The 21,113-nt window shown below is 64.6% G+C and carries 19 protein-coding genes; 2 read left to right on the forward strand and 17 right to left on the reverse strand.

Annotated elements, in window-relative coordinates; all coding sequences use genetic code 11:
- Positions 1-113: 113 nt before the first annotated feature.
- Entirely contained in the window at positions 114-758 is a 645-nt protein-coding gene (crp, locus tag GJV18_RS00075) for a cAMP-activated global transcriptional regulator CRP (protein WP_160342691.1), read from the forward strand.
- 59 nt (positions 759-817) lie between these two features.
- Here the strand turns inward: crp and trpC are convergent, their stop codons facing one another.
- The 14 genes from trpC to GJV18_RS00145 all read right to left on the reverse strand — a co-directional run bounded on the left by trpC (position 818) and on the right by GJV18_RS00145 (position 17,431).
- On the reverse strand, positions 818-1,654 hold the full coding sequence (trpC, locus tag GJV18_RS00080) for an indole-3-glycerol phosphate synthase TrpC (protein WP_160342692.1): 837 nt from the start codon (positions 1,652-1,654) through the stop codon (positions 818-820).
- On the reverse strand, positions 1,651-2,697 hold the full coding sequence (gene trpD / locus GJV18_RS00085) for an anthranilate phosphoribosyltransferase (RefSeq protein ID WP_160342693.1): 1,047 nt from the start codon (positions 2,695-2,697) through the stop codon (positions 1,651-1,653). The genes trpC and trpD overlap by 4 nt, the downstream gene beginning before the upstream one ends.
- A complete protein-coding gene (locus GJV18_RS00090) occupies positions 2,694-3,290 on the reverse strand; it encodes an aminodeoxychorismate/anthranilate synthase component II (RefSeq protein WP_160342694.1) in 597 nt (198 codons plus the stop codon). Before GJV18_RS00090 ends, trpD begins: the two co-directional genes overlap by 4 nt.
- Before the next feature lie 11 nt (positions 3,291-3,301).
- A complete protein-coding gene (trpE, locus tag GJV18_RS00095) occupies positions 3,302-4,780 on the reverse strand; it encodes an anthranilate synthase component I (RefSeq protein WP_160342695.1) in 1,479 nt (492 codons plus the stop codon).
- Between the two features lie 214 nt (positions 4,781-4,994).
- Positions 4,995-5,747, reverse strand: a complete 753-nt coding sequence (locus GJV18_RS00100) for a phosphoglycolate phosphatase (protein WP_160342696.1) — start codon at positions 5,745-5,747, stop codon at positions 4,995-4,997.
- Entirely contained in the window at positions 5,747-6,418 is a 672-nt protein-coding gene (rpe, locus tag GJV18_RS00105; protein ID WP_160342697.1) for a ribulose-phosphate 3-epimerase, read from the reverse strand. Before rpe ends, GJV18_RS00100 begins: the two co-directional genes overlap by 1 nt.
- Positions 6,419-6,642: 224 nt before the next feature.
- Positions 6,643-7,923 carry a 4-aminobutyrate--2-oxoglutarate transaminase gene (gabT, locus tag GJV18_RS00110; RefSeq protein WP_160342698.1) on the reverse strand — a complete coding sequence of 427 codons (1,281 nt, stop codon included), beginning with the start codon at positions 7,921-7,923 and terminating at the stop codon, positions 6,643-6,645.
- Between the two features lie 120 nt (positions 7,924-8,043).
- The gene (gene gabD / locus GJV18_RS00115; protein WP_160345902.1) at positions 8,044-9,495 is read right to left on the reverse strand and encodes an NADP-dependent succinate-semialdehyde dehydrogenase; all 1,452 of its coding nucleotides are present in this window, start codon (positions 9,493-9,495) and stop codon (positions 8,044-8,046) included.
- Between the two features lie 29 nt (positions 9,496-9,524).
- Positions 9,525-10,352 (reverse strand): ABC transporter permease, encoded by an 828-nt coding sequence (locus GJV18_RS00120; RefSeq protein WP_160342699.1) that lies wholly within the window; start codon positions 10,350-10,352, stop codon positions 9,525-9,527.
- A 98-nt stretch (positions 10,353-10,450) separates the two neighbouring features.
- On the reverse strand, positions 10,451-11,704 hold the full coding sequence (locus GJV18_RS00125) for an ABC transporter permease (protein WP_160342700.1): 1,254 nt from the start codon (positions 11,702-11,704) through the stop codon (positions 10,451-10,453).
- Positions 11,705-11,830: 126 nt separating this feature from the next.
- Entirely contained in the window at positions 11,831-12,862 is a 1,032-nt protein-coding gene (locus GJV18_RS00130; protein WP_160342701.1) for an ABC transporter substrate-binding protein, read from the reverse strand.
- A gap of 42 nt (positions 12,863-12,904) precedes the next feature.
- Positions 12,905-14,014, reverse strand: coding sequence for an ABC transporter ATP-binding protein (locus tag GJV18_RS00135; RefSeq protein WP_160342702.1), 1,110 nt, complete (start codon positions 14,012-14,014; stop codon positions 12,905-12,907).
- Positions 14,015-14,378: 364 nt separating this feature from the next.
- Positions 14,379-15,008: a response regulator gene (locus tag GJV18_RS00140; protein ID WP_160342703.1), complete on the reverse strand. Its 630-nt coding sequence runs from the start codon at positions 15,006-15,008 to the stop codon at positions 14,379-14,381.
- Positions 15,005-17,431 carry a PAS domain-containing sensor histidine kinase gene (locus GJV18_RS00145; protein WP_160342704.1) on the reverse strand — a complete coding sequence of 809 codons (2,427 nt, stop codon included), beginning with the start codon at positions 17,429-17,431 and terminating at the stop codon, positions 15,005-15,007. Before GJV18_RS00145 ends, GJV18_RS00140 begins: the two co-directional genes overlap by 4 nt.
- Before the next feature lie 108 nt (positions 17,432-17,539).
- On the opposite strand from GJV18_RS00145, the gene GJV18_RS00150 reads away from it, so the two are divergent.
- The gene (locus GJV18_RS00150; protein WP_160342705.1) at positions 17,540-18,583 is read left to right on the forward strand and encodes an alpha/beta hydrolase family protein; all 1,044 of its coding nucleotides are present in this window, start codon (positions 17,540-17,542) and stop codon (positions 18,581-18,583) included.
- A 26-nt stretch (positions 18,584-18,609) separates the two neighbouring features.
- Here GJV18_RS00150 and GJV18_RS00155 read toward each other — a convergent pair whose 3' ends face one another.
- From GJV18_RS00155 to GJV18_RS00165, 3 genes are read right to left on the reverse strand one after another with little or no spacing between them, the layout of a single operon-like run.
- A complete protein-coding gene (locus GJV18_RS00155; protein ID WP_160342706.1) occupies positions 18,610-19,371 on the reverse strand; it encodes a DnaJ domain-containing protein in 762 nt (253 codons plus the stop codon).
- Positions 19,372-20,043, reverse strand: a complete 672-nt coding sequence (gene murU, locus GJV18_RS00160) for an N-acetylmuramate alpha-1-phosphate uridylyltransferase MurU (RefSeq protein ID WP_160342707.1) — start codon at positions 20,041-20,043, stop codon at positions 19,372-19,374.
- Positions 20,040-21,065: an aminoglycoside phosphotransferase family protein gene (locus GJV18_RS00165; RefSeq protein WP_160342708.1), complete on the reverse strand. Its 1,026-nt coding sequence runs from the start codon at positions 21,063-21,065 to the stop codon at positions 20,040-20,042. The genes murU and GJV18_RS00165 overlap by 4 nt, the downstream gene beginning before the upstream one ends.
- Between the last annotated feature and the right edge of the window lie 48 nt (positions 21,066-21,113).

Below are 21,113 nucleotides of genomic sequence, written 5' to 3' on the forward strand. Positions count from 1 at the left end.
TCGCCATGGAGGCTTTGTTAAGCTGGCGCCGGAATGCTGGCACACTTGTACGGATAACTATTATTAGAACTCAGCCGCACAACGGCTCACCTTTATAGATTCGGGATTCGGGCATGGTTGCTATTACCCTCACACCTAAAATAAAAAATCTCGACAAACTCCTCGCGCATTGCCACCGCCGCCGCTACACCGCCAAAAGCACCATCATCTATGCCGGCGATCGCTGCGAGACCCTGTTCTTTATCGTCAAGGGTTCGGTCACCATCCTGATCGAAGACGATGATGGCCGGGAAATGATCATCGCCTACCTCAATGCCGGCGACTTTTTCGGCGAGATGGGTCTGTTCGACAAGGAAGGCCACGAGCAGGAGCGCAGCGCCTGGGTACGGGCCAAGACCGAGTGCGAAGTGGCGGAACTGAGCTATGCCAAGTTCCGCGAGCTGACCCAGCAGGACCCGGAAATCCTCTACGCCATTGGCAGCCAGATGGCCGATCGTCTGCGCAATACCACGCGCAAGGTGGGCGACCTGGCCTTCCTCGACGTCACTGGTCGCGTCGCCCGCACGCTGCTCGATCTGTGCAAGCAACCCGATGCCATGACTCACCCCGACGGCATGCAGATCAAGATCACCCGCCAGGAAATCGGCCGCATCGTCGGCTGCTCCCGGGAGATGGTCGGCCGCGTGCTCAAGGCCCTGGAGGAACAGGGGCTGGTGCATGTCAAAGGCAAGACCATGGTGGTGTTTGGCACGCGCTAGCCAGCAGCGCCAGAGACAAAAAAAGCCGACGCTAAGGTCGGCTTTTTTGTCTGGGTGGATCACTCCACATCCGGGGTACTGATCACTCGCCTGCGCTCGGGGAAGAACAGGCGTTCCAGTTCCGCACCCGGGTTTTCCGCACGCATAAAGGCTTCGCCCACCAGAAAGGCATAAACCTCGCTGATTTCCATCAGCTCGACGTCGGCGCGGTTGAGAATGCCGCTCTCGGTCACCACCAGACGGTCCCGGGGAATGCGCGGCAACAGGTCCAGGGTGGTTTCCAGGGACACCTCGAAGCTATGCAGGTTGCGGTTATTGATCCCCACCAGCGGCGTGTCCAGGGTTTTCAGCGCGCGCTCCAGTTCGTCACCGTCGTGCACTTCCACCAGCACATCCAGATCGAAGGCCTTGGCGGTGGCGGCCAGTTCGGCCATCTGCGCATCTTCCAGGCAGGAAACGATCAGCAGTACGCAGTCGGCGCCCAGGGCGCGGGCTTCGACAATCTGGTAGGGGTCGATCATAAAATCCTTGCGGATCACCGGCAGGCCGCAGGCGGCCCGGGCTTCGCGCAGGTACTGATCACTGCCCTGGAAGAAATCCACATCGGTCAGCACCGACAGGCAGGTGGCGCCGCCGGCCTGGTAGCTCTGGGCGATATCGGCTGGGCGAAAGTCCTCGCGCAGCACGCCCTTGCTCGGCGAAGCCTTCTTGATCTCGGCGATCACCGCTGGCTGCTTGCGCTTGGCCTGCTCCAGCAGGGCGCGAGCGAAGCCGCGGGGGGCATCGGCGCTGCGGGCCAGTTGCTCGACCTCGGCGAGGCTGGCGATCAGCTTGCGCTGGGCGACTTCCTCGACCTTGCGGGCGACGATTTTTTCCAGAACTGTTGGCACGCTCACCCGGCATTCTCCTGCTTGTAGACGGCGGTAAAGGACACCAGCTCCTGCAATTTCTCCCAGGCCAGGCCCGTATGCAGGGCATCGTGGGCGCGCTGCACGCCCTCCCTGAGGGTAGCAGCCAGGTCGGCGGCGTAAATGGCCGCACCGGCATTCAAAGCGATCATGTCGGCGGCCTTCTGCCCCTGCTCGCTGCTGCGCTTGGTCAGGGCATCGCGGATCAGCGCCAGGGACTGGGCGGCATCGTCCACGGTCAGGCCGATCAGGCTCTGGCTCTTAATGCCGAAATCTTCCGGCTGGATCACGTATTCGCTGACCACTCCATCCTTCAACTCGGCGACGAAGGTCGGCGCAGCCAGGCTGATCTCGTCCAGGCCGTCCTGGGCATGCACCACCAGCACATGCTCGCTGCCCAGGCGCTGCAGCACCTCGGCCAGGGGCCGGCACAGCGCCTTGCTGAACACACCGAGGACCTGATGCTTGACCCCAGCCGGATTGGTCATGGGGCCGAGCATATTGAAAATGGTGCGCAGGCCCAGCTCGCGGCGCGGGCCGATGGCGTATTTCATGGCGCCATGGTGGGCCGGGGCGAACATAAAGCCGACGCCCACCGACTCGACGCAGCGCGCCACCTGCTCGGGCGCCAGATTGAGGTAGACCCCGGCGGCCTCCAGCAGGTCGGCGCTGCCGCTCTTGCCGGAAACCGCGCGGTTGCCATGCTTGGCCACCTGACCTCCGGCGGCAGCCACCACAAAGGCGGCAGCGGTGGAGACGTTGAAGATATTCATGCCATCGCCGCCGGTGCCGCAGGTGTCCACCAGATGGCTGGCATTGATGCGCACCGGCGCGGCCAGCTCACGCATGATCTGCGCGGCGCCGACGATCTCGTCGATGGTCTCGCTCTTCATGCGCAGGCCCATGAGAAAAGCGCCGATCTGCGCGTCGGTGCACTGGCCGGTCATGATCTCGCGCATCACGTCCTGCATCTCGGCGGTGTTCAGATCCAGCTGGCTGACCACCCGATTAAGGGCTTCCTTGATATTCATGGACGCAGGCCTCCTTGTTGCTTGAGGAAGTTGGCGAACAGCTCATGGCCCTGTTCGGTGAGGATCGACTCAGGGTGGAACTGCACGCCCTCGATATGCAGGGTCTTGTGGCGTAGGCCCATGATTTCATCCACCGAGCCGTCCTCATGCTGGGTCCAGGCGGTGATTTCCAGGCAGTCCGGCAGGGTTTCGCGCTTGACCACCAGGGAATGGTAGCGGGTCACGGTCAGCGGGTTGTTCAGGCCGGCGAACACGCCCAGGTCATGGTGGAACACCGGACTGGTCTTGCCGTGCATGACCTGGCGCGCGCGCACCACGTCGCCGCCAAAGGCCTGGCCGATGCTCTGGTGGCCCAGGCACACGCCGAGAATCGGCAGCTTGCCGGCAAAGTGCAGGATGGCCTCGATGGACACCCCCGCATCGCTCGGCGTGCAGGGGCCGGGGGACACGACGATACGTTCGGGCTGCAACGCCTCGATCTCGGCAATAGACAGTTCGTCATTGCGGATCACATGGACATCGGCACCCAGCTCGCCCAGGTACTGCACCACGTTGTAGGTAAAGGAGTCGTAGTTATCGATCATCAAAAGCATGGCACAACCCCTTATTCGGCAGTCTGTTCGGCGAGGGCAACGGCGCGGAACATGGCGCGACGCTTGTTCAGGGTTTCTTCCCATTCCAGGGCCGGCACCGAGTCGGCGACGATGCCGGCACCAGCCTGCACATGCAGCTCGCCGTCCTTGATGACGGCCGTGCGGATGGCGATGGCGGTATCCATATTGCCGTTCCAGGCCAGGTAACCCACCGCGCCGCCATAGACGCCGCGCTTGACCGGCTCCAGCTCATCGATGATTTCCATGGCGCGAATCTTCGGCGCGCCGGACAGGGTGCCGGCGGGCAGAATGGCGCGCAGGGCGTCCATCGCCGTCAGGCCTTCCTTCAGCTGGCCGGTGACGTTGGAGACGATATGCATGACGTTGGAGTAGCGCTCGATCACCATCTTCTCGGTGAGCTTGACGCTGCCGGTGCTGGCCACCCGACCCACGTCGTTGCGGCCCAGGTCGATCAGCATCAGGTGCTCGGCGACTTCCTTGGCGTCCGACAGCAGGTCCTCTTCCAGGGCCAGGTCGGCCTCCTCGGTGGCGCCGCGCGGGCGGGTGCCGGCAATCGGCCGCACCGTGACCAGGCCATCTTCCAGGCGCACCAGCACCTCCGGCGAGCTGCCGACCACATGGAAGTCGCCGAAGTTGAAGAAGTACATATAGGGCGTCGGGTTGATGCAGCGCAGGGCGCGGTACAGATCAATCGGTGCAGCCTTGAACGGGATCGACATGCGCTGGGAGATCACCACCTGCATGCAGTCGCCGGCAAGGATGTACTCCTTGATCGCCTTGACCGCATTCTCGTAGTCATCGCGCTTGAAGCTGGAGACGAAATCCGGCTCCGGGCCACTGGCCGCGGCCAGATCCACGCCCAGACGCGGGGTGATGGGCTGGCGCAGCTTGTGCAAAATCTCCTGCAAGCGCGCCCGGCCCTGTTCCAGCGCACCTTCATCGGCGGGATCGACCAGAACGATGGCGTGCATCTTGCCCGCCAGGTTGTCGAACACCACCACCGCATCGGAGACCATCAGCAGGATATCCGGCGTGCCCAGGGCATCCGGGTTTACGCCCTTGGCCAGCTTGGGCTCGACATAGCGCACGCTGTCGTAACCGAAGTAACCCACCAGGCCGCCATTGAAGCGCGGCAGACCCGGCAGGGTCGGCACCTTGTAGCGTTCCTTGAACTGCTCGACAAAGGCCAGCGGGTCCTCGCACTGATGGCGCTCAACCTCGACGCCATCCACGCTGACCGTTACCTCGTGACCATAGGCGCGCAGCACGGTGCGCGCCGGCAGGCCGATAATGGAGTAACGCCCCCATTTCTCGCCGCCCTGCACGGATTCGAGCAGGTAGGTATTGGCCTCGTCGGCCAGCTTCAGGTAGATGGACAGCGGGGTGTCGAAATCCACCAGGGTTTCGCAGGCAACAGGAATGCGGTTATAGCCGGCAGCGGCCAAACGCAGGAATTCTTCGCGGGTCATGATCAGCCTCGTGGCTTGAGGTTTAAACGGTCGAGTGCAGGCGCGCCGCCGTAGCGGCCAGGATCAGGTCAGAGGCGCCAGCGCCAACGGGCCAGGGCCTTGATGATTCTCATGTCGGTGCGGGTCGACCGGCGCATGCAGCTAACCACCACGAAGCTCTCTTAATTCAGGCGGGATTGAAGTGGAGCCACACTAGCGCAGGGCCTGCGCCGAATCAACCCGCCAGGCCCGGCAAAGCCTGCTGATGGGGCCAGACGCAGCCTTCCGCACTGTCTTGCCCCTGTACCCGCAGCAAGTCGAGCAGGTTCTCCAGCAGCAGCGCCGGGTTTTCCTCGGCAATCGGCCGGCCATGGTTGTAGCCGTAGTTCAAGGCTGCGCAGGTGACGCCGGCCGCCCGCGCCGCCTGCACGTCGTTGCGCGAGTCGCCGACAAACAGCGCGTCGCTCGCCTCGACCTGGGCCAGACGCAGCACATGCAGCAGCGCCGCCGGGTCGGGCTTCTGCTGGGGCAGGGTGTCGCCGCCGATGATCCAGCGGAAGTAGCCACCCAGGCCTTTTTCATCCAGCAGCGGGGCGACGAAACGCTCCGGCTTGTTGGTGACGATGGCCAGTTCGATGCCCTGGCCGTAGAGCCAGTCCAGGCACTCGCGCACGCCGGGGTAGACGCAGGTCAGCTCATGGCCCTCGGCGTAGCACTGCATAAACAGCTCCAGGGCCTGCTCGGCCCGCGCCTCGTCGATATGCTCATGGGCCAGGCCACCGGCCAGGGCGCGGCGCACCAGCACCCGGGCGCCGTTGCCGACCCAGTCGCGCACCTGCTCGATACCGGCCGGCGGCTGGCCGAGCAGCACCAGGGTGCGGTCGATGGCCGCGGCCAGGTCCGGCACCGAGTCCACCAGGGTGCCATCCAGGTCGAACATCACCAGACGCGGCAGGCGCCCGGTGAACAGGCGCTCCAGCGCGGTCATCAGCGCACCTGGGCCAGTTCGGCGCGCATGGCGTCGATCACAGCCTTGTAGTCCGGCTGGTTGAAGATGGCCGAGCCGGCAACAAAGGTGTCGGCCCCGGCGGCGGCGATCTCGCGGATATTCTGCACATTGACCCCGCCGTCGATCTCCAGACGAATCTCGCGGCCGCTGGCGTCGATCAGGGCGCGGGCTTCCTTGAGTTTTTCCAGGGTGTGGGGAATAAACTTCTGCCCGCCAAAGCCCGGGTTGACGCTCATCAGCAGGATCATGTCGACCTTGTCCATCACGTGCTTGAGCACGTCCAGCGGGGTGGCCGGATTGAACACCAGGCCGGCCTTGCAGCCGCCATCACGGATCAACTGCAGCGAGCGGTCGATATGCTCAGACGCTTCCGGGTGAAAGGTGATGTACGTGGCACCGGCCTCGATAAAGTCGCCAATGATGCGGTCCACCGGCTTGACCATCAGGTGCGCGTCGATGGGCGCGGTGATGCCATATTTGCGCAGCGCCGCGCAGACCATCGGGCCGATGGTGAGATTGGGTACGTAGTGATTGTCCATTACATCGAAGTGGACGATATCGGCGCCGGCGGCGAGGACCTTGTCCACCTCCTCACCCAGGCGGGCGAAATCGGCGGAGAGGATCGACGGAGCAATGGCGAAGGGTTGCATGGCGCACCTCGGTGGCATTCACGAAAGGGGCGCATTGTAACCGAGGGCATTCTGAATCGTCGCTGGGACGATGGTCGGCAGGCGGATATGCCGCAGCGCGTAGGGTGGATGACGCTTTTTTCATCCACCATGGGAGTTGGTGGATGGGTGAAGCGTCATCCACCCTACGAGGTCGCCGCTACAAGAAAACCCGCCGAAGCGGGTTTTCCATACAGCCGTTGCGCTTATGCCAGCTCGTCAAAGCACTCGGCAATGATGGCCAGGCCACGGTCCAGCTGGGCGTCCGGCGCGGTCAGCGGCACCAGGATGCGCAGCACGTTGCCGTAGGTACCGCAGGACAGCAGGATCAGGCCCTTGTCGCGGGCCTTGGCGACGATCTGGCCGGTCAGGGCGGCGTTGGGCTTGTGCAGGTCGCCGTTCTCGAACAGCTCCACCGCGATCATGGCGCCCAGGGCGCGCACATCACCGATGGCCTTGTGCTTGGCCTGGATGGCTTTCAGGCCAGTGACCAAGCGCTCGCCGACCGCCTTGCAGCGGTCCAGCAGTTTCTCTTCCTCGAACACTTCCATCACCGCCAGAGCCGCGGCGCAGGCGATCGGGCTGCCGGCATAGGTGCCGCCCAGGCCACCCGGGGCGATGGCGTCCATATACTCGGCCTTGCCGCATACGCCAGCCACCGGGAAGCCGCCGGCGATGGATTTGGCGAAGGTGGTCAGGTCGGCGGCGACGCCCATCTGCTCCATGGCGAAGAAGGTGCCGGTACGGCCGGCGCCGGTCTGCACTTCGTCGGCGATCAGCAGGATGCCGTGCTGGTCACACAGGGCGCGCAGGCGCTGCATAAATTCCTTGGGCGCGACATAGAAACCACCCTCGCCCTGCACCGGCTCGATGATGATGGCGGCGATATCGCGGGGCTCGGCGTCGTTCTTGAACACGCGCTCGATGCTGGCCATGGCGTCATCGACGCTGACGCCGTGCAGTTCACAGGGGTACTGGGCGCGGTACACGCCGCCGGGCATCAGGCCCATACCGGCGGAATAGGGATTGACCTTGCCGGTCAGGCTCAGGGTCATCATGGTGCGGCCGTGGTAGCCGCCGGTGAAGGCGATCACACCGGCGCGGCCGGTGGCGGCGCGGGCGATCTTCACCGCGTTTTCCACGGCTTCGGAGCCGGTGGTGACCAGCAGGGTCTTCTTGGCGAAGTCACCCGGTACGCGGGCGGCGACCTTCTCGGCCAGCTCTACATAGGGCTCGTAGGCCAGTACCTGGAAACAGGTGTGGGTCAGCTTGCCCAGCTGCTCCTGCACGGCAGCGATGATCTTCGGGTGCAGGTGGCCGGTGTTGAGTACGGCGATACCACCGGCAAAGTCGATAAATTCGCGGCCTTCGACGTCGGTGACGGTGGCGTTCTCGGCCTTGTCGGCGAAGATCGGGTGGATCTGGCCGACGCCGCGTGGTACGGCGGCGTTGCGGCGTTGCATCAGGGATTCGTTGGTCTTGCTCATAAGGTCCTCATTCGCCGCTATCTTGCGGAATGTCTGCTTCTGTAGGAGCCAGCTTGCTGGCGATCTCTGTAGAGCAAAAGCATCGCCAGCAAGCTGGCTCCTACGGGTTATGTGGCGGGCCTAGATACCCATACAGAGATATTTGATCTCCAGGTATTCGTCCAATCCATATTTCGAACCTTCACGGCCCAGGCCGGAGGACTTCATACCGCCAAAGGGCGCCACCTCGGTGGAGATCACTCCGGTGTTGATGCCGACCATGCCGTATTCCAGGGCCTCGGCCACGCGAAATACCCGGCCCAGGTCGCGGGCGTAGAAGTAGGCGGCCAGGCCGAACTCGGTGTCGTTGGCCTGACGGATCACCTCGGCCTCGTCCTCGAAGCGGAACAGCGGCGCCAGCGGGCCGAAGGTTTCCTCGCGGGCCACGGCCATATCCGCAGTGACGCCGCTGACGATGGTCGGCTCGAAGAAATTGCCGCCCAGGCTGTTGCCACCGGCCAGCAGGGTTGCACCCTTTTCCAGGGCGTCATGCAGATGGCGCTGCACCTTGGCCACCGCCTCGGCATTGATCAGCGGACCGGTGGTGATGCCCTCGTGCATGCCGTTGCCGACCTTGAGCCTGGCCACCGCCGCCTGCAGTTTTTCGGCGAAGGCGTCATACACGCCGTCCTGCACATAGAGGCGGTTGGCGCACACGCAGGTCTGCCCGGCGTTGCGGTATTTGGAGATGATCGCCCCTTCCACCGCCGCATCCAGATCGGCGTCGTCGAAGACGATAAAGGGCGCGTTGCCGCCCAGTTCCAGCGAGAGTTTTTTCAGGCTCGGTGCACACTGCTGCATCAGCTTGATGCCCACGCCCGTGGAGCCGGTAAAGCTCAGCTTGCGCACGATGGGGTTGTCGCACAGCTCGCCGCCCACTTCGCGGCTGGCGTCCACGTCCGCCGTAATCACGCTGAGCAAGCCAGCCGGAATGCCGGCGCGCTCGGCCAGTGCGGCCAGGGCCAGGGCCGAGAACGGCGTCTGCGGCGCCGGCTTGAGCACCATGGCGCAGCCCACGGCCAGCGCGGGGCCGGCCTTGCGGGTGATCATGGCGCTGGGGAAGTTCCACGGGGTGATGGCGGCGGTAACACCCACCGGCTCCTTCTGCACCAGGATGCGCTTGTCCGTGGCGTGGCCGGGGATCACATCGCCATAGGCGCGCTTGGCTTCTTCGGCGAACCACTCGATAAAGGAGGCGGCATAGGCGATTTCGCCACGGGCTTCGGCCAGGGGCTTGCCCTGCTCAGCGGTCATGATCCGCGCCAGGTCTTCCTGGTTGGCCAGGATCAGCTCGTACCAACGGCGCAGCTTGCCCACCCGCTCCTTGGCGGTCAGCGCGCGCCAGGCCGGCTGGGCGGCTTGTGCGGCCTCGATGGCGCGGCGGGTTTCCGCGCGGCCCATATTCGGCACGCTGCCGATCAGCTCGTCGGTGGCCGGGTTGCGGATTTCGGTGCGCGCGCCGCTGTCGGCCTCGCACCACTGGCCGTTCACATAGGCCTGCTGGCGCAGCAGGCTGGGATCATTCAATTGCAGGCTCATGGGGCTCTCTTGTTCTGGGTGGTTCAGGACGGCTGCTGGGTGCGCAGCTTCTCGCTACGGCCGCGCAGCCACTCCAGGGTCAGCAGCAGGAGGATGGAGAAACCGATCAGCAGGGTCGCGGCGGCGGCGATGGTCGGCGACAGGTTCTCGCGGATGCCGCTGAACATCTGCCGTGGCAGGGTGGTCTGCTCGGGGCCGGCGAGGAACAGGGTCACCACCACTTCGTCGAACGAGGTGGCAAAGGCAAACAGCGCCCCGCTGATCACCCCCGGCGCGATCAGCGGCAGGGTCACCCGGCGGAAGGTGGTCAGCGGCGAGGCGCCCAGGCTGGCGGCGGCGCGTACCAGGTTGTAATTGAAGCCCTGCAGGGTCGCGGACACGGTGATGATCACGAAGGGCACGCCGAGCACCGCATGCACCAGGATCAGCGACAGGTAGCTGTTGCCCAGGCCCAGGGGGGCGAAGAACAGGTAACTGGCCACCCCGACGATCACCACCGGCACCACCATGGGCGAAATCAGCAGGCTCATCACCAGGGCCTTGCCACGGAACTCGCCGCGGGTCAGACCGATGGCCGCCAGGGTGCCGAACACCATGGCCAGAGCGGTGGCGGCCGGGGCGATGATCAGGCTGTTTTTCAGCGAGCGCATCCAGTCGGCGGACATAAAGAAGTCTTCATACCAACGCAGGGAAAAGCCCTGCAGCGGGTAGACCAGAAAGCTGCCGGAGTTGAACGACAGCGGAATGATCACCAGCACCGGCAGGATCAGAAACAGCAGCACCAGCGCGCAGAGGGTGCGCAGGCTGTAGTGCCAGATGCGTTCAATGGGTGACATATAGGGGCTGAGCATAACGGCTTACTCCACTTGAGCTTTTGGCTCCCCTCTCCCACCTGTGGGAGAGGGGTTGGGGGAGAGGGATATCAGAGGCCTGCTACGCAGGCTGCTTTTTAGGCCAAGCGCAATTTGCTGGCGCCGACCAGCCAGCTGTACACCACATAGAGCACCAGGGTGGCGGCCAGCAGCAGGCCGCCGAGGGCGGTGGCCATGCCCCAGTTGATCGAGCTGTTGGTGTAGAAGGCAACGAAGTAGCTGATCATCTGATCGTTGGGGCTGCCCAGCAGCGCCGGGGTGATGTAGTAGCCAATCGACAGGATAAACACCAGCAGGCAGCCGGCCCCGACCCCGGCCAGGGTCTGCGGGAAGTACACCCGCCAGAAGCTGGCGAACGGATGACAACCCAGGGACACGGCGGCGCGCATATAGGTGGGCGAGATGCCCTTCATCACGCTGTAGATCGGCAGAATCATGAACGGCAGCATGATGTGGACCATGGCGATATAGACGCCGCTGCGGTTGAACACCAGCTGCATGGGCTCGTCGATGATGCCGACGGACATCAGTGCGCTGTTGATCAGGCCACCGGACTGCAGCAGCACGATCCAGGCCGCCACCCGCACCAGGATCGAGGTCCAGAACGGCAGCAACACCAGGATCATCAGCAGGTTGCTCTGCCGGGTCGGCAGATTGGCCAGCAGGTAGGCCAGGGGGTAGGCCAGTACCAGGCAGATGGCGGTGATCACCAGGCTCATCCAGAAGGTGCGGGCGAAGATATCCAGGTAGATGGCCTGATCCGGGGTGGCGCGGGCCAGCTCGCCGAGGTCGTCGATGCGATGATCCAGCGCTGCCAGCAGGTAGTAGGGGGTGATGCTGCTGGTGTTGCGGCGGATCACCTGCCAGTAGGCCGGGTCGCCCCAGCGCTCGTCCAGCTGCTCCAGGGCGGCCTTGTAGGAAGCCGGCTCGCTGGCAAACGGCAGCTTGCGCGCGGTGCTGTTGATCAGGCTGCGGAAACCGGCCTGCTCCATGTTCAGGCGCTTGGACAGATCACCCAGGGCGCGTTGCTGACGAGCCTCGTTGATCTCCAGGGCCATGGCGCGATAGACCGCCTCATCGGGCAGGCCGCGACCGTCCCAGGCCTCGATGGCCGCCACGGTCTGCGGCAGGCTGCTGACCACCTCGGGGTTGTCCACGCTGCGCCACAACAGCGCCACGATGGGCACGATAAAGGTCAGCAGGAGAAAGACCACCAGCGGCAGGATCAGTGCCTTGGACTTGAGGCGATTGACACGCTCGGCGCGGGCCAGCTTCTGCTTGAGGCTGGGGCCGGGCAACGCGTTATCGGTGGCGGACAGGACACTGGCCATGAACAACTCCGCAGGCAGATGCCGCTTGAGGCGGCTTGGAATTAGGGTCGCGCTGTCCGTACCGACACGGAAACCGGACAACGCGATGGGTAAAGCGGGCTGCAGCCGGTGGGCTGCAGCCAGGTCTTAGCGAGCGGCCCAGGCGTTAAAGCGCTGTTCCAGCTGCTCGCCGTAGTCGGCCCAGAACACCACGTCGATGGCCACCTGGCCCTTGATGTTTTCCGGGGTGGTGGGCATCACGTTGAGGCGCTCGGGGGCCAGCAGATCGATGGCCTGCTTGCGTGCCGGGCCATAGGCGATGTTCTCGGCGAACACCTTCTGCGCCTCGGGCTGCACGGAGAAGGCGATAAACTCCTTGGCCAGTTCCTGGTTCTTCGCCCCGGTGGGGATGGCCCAGGAGTCGAAGTCATAGATACCGCCGTTCCATACCACCTGCAGGTTGCTTTCCGCCTGCACGGCAGCGATGCGACCGTTGTAGGCCGAGCTCATCACCACGTCGCCGGAGGCCAGGTACTGCGGCGGCTGGGCGCCGGCTTCCCACCACTGGATATGCGGCTTGAGCTCATCGAGCTTGCGGAAGGCACGGTCCACGCCCTCGCGGGTGGCCAGCACTTCGTAGACTTCGTTGGGTGCCACACCATCGGCCATCAGGGCAAATTCCAGGGTGTACTTGGCGCCCTTGCGCAGGCCGCGCTTGCCGGGGAATTTCTCCACGTCCCAGAAATCGGCCCAGCCGCTGGGCGCGCTGCTCAGCTTGTCGGCGTTGTAGGCCAGTACCGTGGACCAGACGAAGAAGCCCACGCCGCAGGGCTGGATGGCGCCGTCGATAAACTCGGCGGGGTCGCCGAACATGGCCGGATCGAGCGGCTCGAACAGGCCCTCGTCGCAGCCACGGGCGAGCTCCGGGGACTCCACTTCCACCAGGTTCCAGCTGACGCTGTTGGTGTCGACCATGGCCTTGATGCGGGCCATTTCACCGTTGTATTCGCCGGCCAGAATCTTGTTGCCGGTGGCCTCTTCGAAGGGGCTGTAGAAGGCCTTGATCTGCGCTTCCTTGCTGGCGCCGCCGAAGGAAATGGCGGTGAGGTCCACCGCCAGCGCCGGCATTGCACAGGCCACGCCGGCGGCCAGTGCCGCGAGTTTCAGGGATTTCATCATTGTTGTAATCTCCTCTGTGTCACTTGGGTCAGTTGTTGTCACTCAGTCCGGCTGTAGCGGATCCAGGGCGCGGGCATGCTCGACATGCCAGCCCAGCGGCACCAGGTCACCCACGCCAAGGGCTGGGTCCAGTTCGGCCACGGGTTGCTTGATATAGAAATCTTCCTTGCCGCAGACCTCCATGCGGATACGCACGTGGTCGCCCAGGTAGATAAATTCGGCCACCCGCCCGGAGAAGCGGTTGCGGCAGTTTTCGCTGTGGCCATTGAGGCGCACCCGCTCGGGGCGGATCGACAGAGTCACCGGCTCACCGACTTCGCCGACATTCACCGCCAGGGCCTCGACCTGCTCGCCACGGGCCAGGCCGATCACGCAGCGCTCGCCGTCGCGACTGAGCAGCTGGCCGCTGATGCGGTTGTTCTCGCCGATAAAGTTGGCGACGAAGGTGTTGCTGGGATGCTCGTAGAGGGTGCGCGGGTCGGCGATCTGTTGGATCTCGCCCTGATGGAACACCGCGACACGGTCGGACATGGTCAGGGCTTCGCCCTGGTCGTGGGTGACATAGACCACGGTCACGCCCAGGCGCTGGTGCAGGTGCTTGATCTCCATCTGCATATGCTCGCGCAGCTGCTTGTCCAGGGCACCCAGGGGTTCGTCCATCAGCACCAGCTGCGGCTCGAAGACCAGGGCACGGGCCAGGGCCACACGCTGCTGCTGGCCGCCGGAAAGCTGGCCCGGATAACGGTTGCGGAAGCTGTCCAGCTGGACCATGGCCAGCGCCTTCTTCACCCGCTCGGCGCTGTCGGTACGCGACAGGCCGCGCACGCTGAGGGGGAAGGCCAGGTTCTCGGCCACGGTCATATGGGGGAACAGGGCATAGTTCTGGAACACCATGCCGATATCGCGTTTGTGCGGCGGCAGGCGGTTGAGGGAGCGCCCGTCGAGAAGAATCTCGCCGGCGGTAGGGGTCTCGAAACCGGCCAGCATCATCAGGCTGGTGGTCTTGCCCGAACCGGAAGGACCCAGCAGGGTAAGGAACTCACCCTTGCGGATATCCAGATTGAGATCCTTGACGATCAGATTCTCGCCGTCATAGCTCTTCTGCACGCCACGAAAGCTGACCAATACATCGTTTGCCTGAGACCCACTCATCGCCACACCTTTTGTTGTTGTCTGCACGCTGATGGCACAAGACTAGGAGGGTTATGCGGGCGACAGAATCGGGCGGGATGACAACCTGTTATCAGGCAAGGGGAGAAGTTTTTGTAGGGCAATCCCTACAGAGAATCGGCCGCCACAAAACAGGGCAAAGGCCGCGTGCGGCAACTCGCAGACACTCTGCAAGGCAATAGCAAATACCCTGCAGGCACGGTTTGGGAACGTGTTTACGATCTCGCGAGCTAGAGCTATGCAAGGCAAAAAGAGGCGAGAACGCGGAGTGTACTTTTGTACATGAGCATTTCGAGCCTGTTTTTAACGCAGCAGGGCCGACGCGCAGCAGATCGTCAACAGGTTCTCAGAGCAGCTTGTGCTCCATGGCATAGCGCACCAGATCGGCCACCGAATGCAGGCCGAGTTTCTGCATCAGGCGCGCCTTGTGGGTGCTCACGGTCTTATTGCTGACCGCCAGATGCAGGGCGATATCGTTGACGCCCTCGCCGCGCACCAGACGCTCGAACACCGAGAACTCGCGCTCGGACAGCTGGGCGTGGGGCGGCCGCGAGTCGGTCAGACCCACCTCGAAGACCATGCGGTCGGCCAGCTCCGGGTCGATATAGCGCCCGCCGCCAGCCACCTTGCGGATCGCCGTGACCAGCAGGGCCGGGTCGCTGTCCTTGGTGGCGTAGCCGGCGGCGCCGACCTTGAGGGCGCGGGCAGCCATCTGCGCCTCGTCGTGCATGGACAGCACCAGAATCGCCGGTGGCCTGGCCAGGGCACGAATCCGCGGGATGGCTTCCAGGCCGTTGACCCCGGGCATGGAGATATCCAGCAGCACCACGTCGCATTCGACCTTGCGCAGGGTCTCCAGCAGCTGCTCGCCATTGCTCGCCTCGCCGGCCACCTCAAGGTCCCGGGCCATGCCGATCAGCTGCTTGATGCCTTCACGCACGATGGTGTGATCTTCGGCTACCACCACTCGAATCACGCTACTTCCTCCGTATCCAGGGTCACGCGAGCCGTCAGGGTAGTCCCCTCGCCCGGCTGACTGTCAATCTGCAACTGGCCACCGAGCATAAAGATGCGTTCCTGCATGCCGACCAGGCCGAAGGATTGCCCGGCCTTGCGCTGAGCCGGGTCGAAGCCCTTGCCGTCATCAATCACCCACAGGCACAACTCGCCCGCCTCGACCCGCAGGTAGACCTGGACGCTGTGGGCGCCGGCATGGCGCATCACGTTGGTCAGGGCCTCCTGCAGGATACGGAACAGGCCAATGGCCTTGGCGTCGCTGAGCGCCGGCAGGTTGTCCGGCACCTCCACCAGGCAGGGGATCTGCGTGCGCGCCTCGAAGCGGCGCACCTGCCATTCGATGGCCGAGGCGATGCCGGCATCCAGGATCGGCGGGCGCAGGGCAGTGGCCACGTCACGCACCAGCTGGAACAGATTGGCGATCAGCTTCTTCATGCTGGCCAGGCGCTCATCCAGGCCCTCGACCTGACCGGCGAAGGCCAGCTCGCACATGGCGGTTTCCAGCTTGAGCACGGTGAGCACCTGGCCCAGCTCGTCGTGCACCTCGCGGGCGATACGCGCCTTCTCCTCCTCGCGCACGCTTTCCAGGTGGGCGGCCAGCTCGCGCAGGCGGGCGCGGGAGTCGGCCAGCTCCAGTTCCACCTGCTTGTTCTCGGTGATGTCCCAGACGATGCCGTCCCAGACCACCCGCCCCTCGCCCAGGCTGCGGGCGGTGGCCTTGATATCGGCCCAGCGCAGCTCGCCCGCGCGGGTGAGGATACGGCCCTGCCAGTACCAGTCGCGATCCTTGTCCAGCGCCAGCGCCTGGGAGCGCTCATAAGCCTCCTGATCCTGCGGGTGCACCAGGCTGCGAATACCGCGCTCGCGCCGCTGCAACTCGGCCGCTGGCCAGCCCACCAGCTCCAGGCTGGCCTCGCTGATATAGGCAAAATCCACCACCTGGCCGACGCCTGCCCGCTCCAGGCGGAACACCAGCCCCGGCACATTGCCGGCAATGCCCTTGAGCCGGGCCTCGCTTTCCTCCAAAGCGGCCTGGGCGCGGCGCCGCTCGGTGATATCGGTGACAAACACCACCAGGTACTCGCTCAGGCCAAAGCGCAGAAAGCTCAGGGACAAGGCCACTGGCAGACTGCTGCCATCGGCGCGCAGGCAGTCCACTTCAAAACCGGGCAGGGCCTCATTGCCGCCACGGGCCTGGCGCCACAGATCCAGCCAGCGCTGCATGGTCATCCCCGGCTGCAGACGTTGCAAAGGCAGGTCGACCAGGGCGCCCGGGGCATAACCGAGCATCCGTTCGGCGGCCAGATTGGCATAGCGCAGGTGGCTGTCCCAGTTGACCCAGAGAATGCCGACGGTGCTGTGGTCGATGGAGAACTGACTGAGGCGCAGGGCCTGCTCGGCCTCCTCGCGCTGACTGAGCACGCCGCGCGCCTCGCTCAACTGGCGCTCCAGAAAGCGGCGCTGACGACGCAGATAGGCCAGGCTCAGGGCCGTGCCGCCCAGTCCCAGCACCAGCAGTAGACTCAGGCCCTTCCAGAACGCCAGCGGGTTGCCAAGGCCCCGGGTATTGAGCGGGAACCAGGTACTCTGCAGGCGATCCAGCTCCCGTGCCGGCATGGCCTGCAGAGTGGTCCGCACGATATCGGCCAGCAGCGGTTCATCCCGCCGGCTGGCGATGCGCAGCAGCTGCGGCAGGCCGATATCACCGACAATGCTCAGGCCGGCGAACTGCGGCTCGCGCAGCAACAGGCTCAGGCGCGCCTCGTCCACCACCGCGTAGCTGACCTCCTGGCTCAACAGCAGATCGAGGGCTGCACGCTCATTGGCCACGGTCTGCAGCAGCAGATTGCCATGGGTATTGCGCAGGTATTCGAAGGTCGGCCCCGGGCCACGCACGGCCACCTTGTCATCCCGGCCGAGGCGATCCAGATCCACCGCACTGCTGCCGCGACGCTCCCCCACCACCAGCTGCGGCACGCGCATATAGGGGTCGGAGTAGCGCCAGCGCCGGAGTCCCGCCGGGGTCTGCTGCAGCCCCGGGGCCAGGTCCACTTCACCACGAGCCAGGGCCGCTTCCAGTTCGGCCTGTTCGCTAAAGCGCAGCCACTGCGGCTCCACCTGCATGGCTTGCAGCAGACGGGTCATCAGCTCGACATTGGCCCCGGAAAGCAGCTGCTGGCGACGATCGAACTGCGCCCAGGGCGCCTGCATGATCAGGCCCACCCGCAGCTGCGGATGGGCCCTGAGCCAGGCCTGCTGCTCACCCGTATAGGCCGGGCGCAACGGCAAGGCGGCCGGTTCTGCCCAGGCCAGCAGGGGCCAACACAGCAACACCAGTAAAATTCGCAACACTGCCGGGTACTCCCGATGACTGGCCAGCATGGCCTGACGCTAACTTAAACGAATCACGCGCGGGTATGACTAGGATCAACCTGACAAAGACACTTGCAGGCATTAGGCTCAGGACACGGCTCTATTGAGGACATCTCCATGCCCCGCCTTGCGCGTCCATTGCTTGCCTGCCTGCTGCTCTGCATCCTGGCCCGCCCTGGCTGGGCCGAAGACAGCCCGGAAGCTGCCGCCGCCACTGACCCGGCGGCCAGCAACGCGGAGTCGCCGGACGAGACACCCAGCATAGAGCGTGTGCCCCTGCCTGAGCGCAGCGAGCTGGACACCCGGGCATTGCAGCGCCAGCTGGAACTCAAGGAGCAACAGCAGCTGCAGGCCGCCGAAGAAGACTTTCTCGCCCTGTGGCTGCCAGCCAATAGCGGCGAAGCCAAAGGCGCGGTGATCCTGCTACCGGGAGACAACGAGAGTGCCGACTGGCCGCAGGTCATTGGCCCCCTCAGACGCAAACTGCCCGATGGCGGCTGGCACAGTCTGAGCGTGACGCTGCCCGATGCCAATAGCGAGGCGCCACCCGTGCGCCAGGCCGAGACAGAGTTCAGCGCCGCTGAAGAGGCCCCCGAGACAGACGCGACAGAAGAGGGCACCCCGTCCGGTGAAGAAACACCCGCCCCCGAAGCGGCCGATGAAACCGAGCAGCAGCTGGCCGATGCCCCAGCGCCGACAGCCACCCCGCAAACGCCCGAGGCGCGCCGCGAAGCCCACGGCAAGCGGGTGATGGCCCGTATCGAGGCAGCCATTGCCCTGGCCGAGCAACAGCAGGCACCGAGCATTGTGCTACTCGGTCATGGCAGCGGCGCCTATTGGGCGGCCCGCTATCTGAGTGAACGCCAACCCGCGAACGTCCGTCATCTGCTGCTGGTCTCCGTCAGCCTGCCCAGCGGTTACGGCCCGCCGCTGGATGAGCTGATCCCGACGCTGAAACTGCCTACCGGCGACTTCTACTACAAGGATCAGTTGCCTGAACGCCAGGCGGCCAGCCGGCGCATGCAGGCGAGCAAGCGCCAGCAGCATGCAACCTATATCCAGATCGCCATGAAGGCGCTGCCGGGTAATCGCGAAACCGAACAGGAACAACTATATCGCCGCATCCGCGGCTGGCTCAGCCTGCAAGTGCAGGACAAATAGCGCAGACCACACCAACCTGAGGCTTACTAGCGAAAGCCGTGACGCTGACGCAATAGATCATAGGCCTGATGCAACTCCCGGGTGCGCTCGGTGGCCTCACGTACCCGCTCGGGGCTGGCACCACTGCCGGCCAGTTTGTCCGGATGATGGCGACTGAGCAGGCGTCGATAGGCACGTTTGATCTGTGCCGGGTCGCTGCCTTCGGCCACGCCGAGCAAGCGCAGGGCCTGCTGATAGCTGGCGCTTGCGGTGCTGACCGGAGCCTTCTGCCTTGGCCCATAGGCGGCCTGCCACTCCTCCTGGCGAGCTTGCGGCACGTCCAGCCATTTGCCCCAGAGCAGCAGCAGTTCACGCTCGTTACGGCTGATCTGGCCATCGACCCAGGCCATACGCCAGCCGGCGCGCAGCAGGGTTTCGGCCTGACCGCGCTGCCGACGCAGCAAACCTCGCAAGCGGTCACTGCCGGTCTTGCCACGGTTGAAGGCGGCGATGGCCGCACGCTGCCCGTCGCTGTCCAGGCCCAGGCGCTGCATCTCGGCACGCGCCTGCTGGATATGCACCGGCAGCACGCGCCCTTCGCACTTGGCCAGACGCCCCAGCAGGATAAACAGCAGTTCATCCTCACCCGGCATCGCCCGACCGCCCAGGCGCTCACGCAGCTCTGCCCAGGAGTTCAAGCCCAGGCGTCGGTCCAGCACCTGCCCCAGCAAGCCACCGAGCAGGGCCCCGGGAATGCTGGCCACGGCCAAGCCCGCCGCCGCGCCAAGCAAGGTAACCGGCCAGAGCATCTAGCGCCCAGCCTCCAGCAGACGCTCGACCTGGGCCAACCGTTCATGGGTGCCGACATCGATCCAGCAGCCGGCATAGCGCTCGCCGCTTACCAAGCCCTCGGCCATGGCCCGGCGCAGCAGCGGTGCCAGCTTAAAGGCGCCTGGCTGGCAGCCGGCAAACAGGGCCGGCGAAAGCACGGCAATACCGCTATAGGTCAGGCTCGGCTGACCTTCTCGGGCATCGGTGACCTGCCCGTCGGCCAGGGCAAAATCGCCGATCTGGTGATGCTCGGGGTTATCCACCAGCACCAGATGGGCCAGGCCCTTGAGCGGCCGGCGCAACTCGGCAAAGGGGTAGTCGGTAAAGATATCGCCATTGATCAGGGCGAAAGGCTGATCCCCCAGCAGCGGCAGCGCCTGGAAGATGCCGCCACCGGTTTCCAGCGGCTCGCCCTCTGCCGAGTAACGGATGCTCAAGCCGAACTGCGCGCCGTCACCCAGATGCTCCTCGATCTGCTGGCCCAACCAGGCATGGTTAATCACCACCTCGCTAAAGCCGGCTGCCCGCAGCCCCTGCAGGTGATACTCGATCAGCGGCACACCGCCAGCGCGCACCAGCGGCTTGGGCGTATGCAGGGTCAGAGGGCGCAGGCGCTCGCCCTTACCGGCAGCCAGGATCATGGCCTTCATGCCGGCACCCCGGCCTGCTCACGCAGCTCGGCCAGCAACTGTCCCAGTTCGGCCAGCTCAGGCCGACGCGCCAGCACTTCATCTATATAGGCAAAGAAGCGCGGCACATCACCCAGGTAGCGCGGCTTGCCATCGCGGTGGCAGATACGGGCAAAGATGCCGATCACCTTGAGGTGGCGCTGCACGCCCATCAGATCACTGGCGCGCAAAAAGTCCTCCAGTTCGGCCTGCACCGGGATACCCAGCTCGCGTGCCTGCTCCCAGTACTGGCGCAACCAGCCCTGCACACGGGCTTCGGGCCAGCTGAGAAAAGCGTCCTTGAACAGGCAGGTAACGTCATAGGTAACCGGGCCGTAGACCGCATCCTGAAAATCCAGCACCCCGGGGTTGGGCTGGCTGAGCATCAGATTGCGCGGCATATAGTCCCGGTGCACCAACACCTTGGGCTGCGCCAGGGCGCTATTGATCAGCAACTGGCTGACCCGCTGCCAGCGCGCCTGCTGCGTTTCGGTCAATTGCACACCCAGGTGGCGCTGCACATACCACTCGGGGAACAACTGCAACTCGCGGCGCAACAGCGCGTCGTCATAACTGGGCAGCGGCGCGGTCATGGGCAGTTGCTGGAAGGCCAGCAAGGCCTTGAGGGCGTCGGCAAACAGCGCATCGGCGTTGTCTGCGTTGATCACATCCAGGTAGGTCTGCCGGCCCAGATCATTGAGCAGCAAAAAGCCTCGCTCAAGATCGGCGGCCAGAATCTGCGGCACATTGAGACCGGCTTCGGCCAGCAAGGCGGCGACCTGCACAAAGGGCTGGCAGTTCTCCCGGGGTGGTGGCGCGTCCATCACAATCAGGCTGTGCGCGCCCCCCTGCCAGCGGAAATAACGGCGGAAACTGGCATCGCTGCTGGCCGCTGTCAGGCTGGCCACAGGCACAGCGCCCCAGCCACGGGCGGCGAACAACGCCGGCAGCTTAGGGTTCAACCACTCTTCGAGCTGTTGCAGGCGTATATCTTGATCAGGCATTACAAGGGTCTCCGACGGCGCTAGCCGTTGCGCGGGTCATGCTTTATT

Source organism: Pseudomonas xionganensis, assembly GCF_009763245.1.
Lineage (GTDB): Bacteria > Pseudomonadota > Gammaproteobacteria > Pseudomonadales > Pseudomonadaceae > Aquipseudomonas > Aquipseudomonas xionganensis.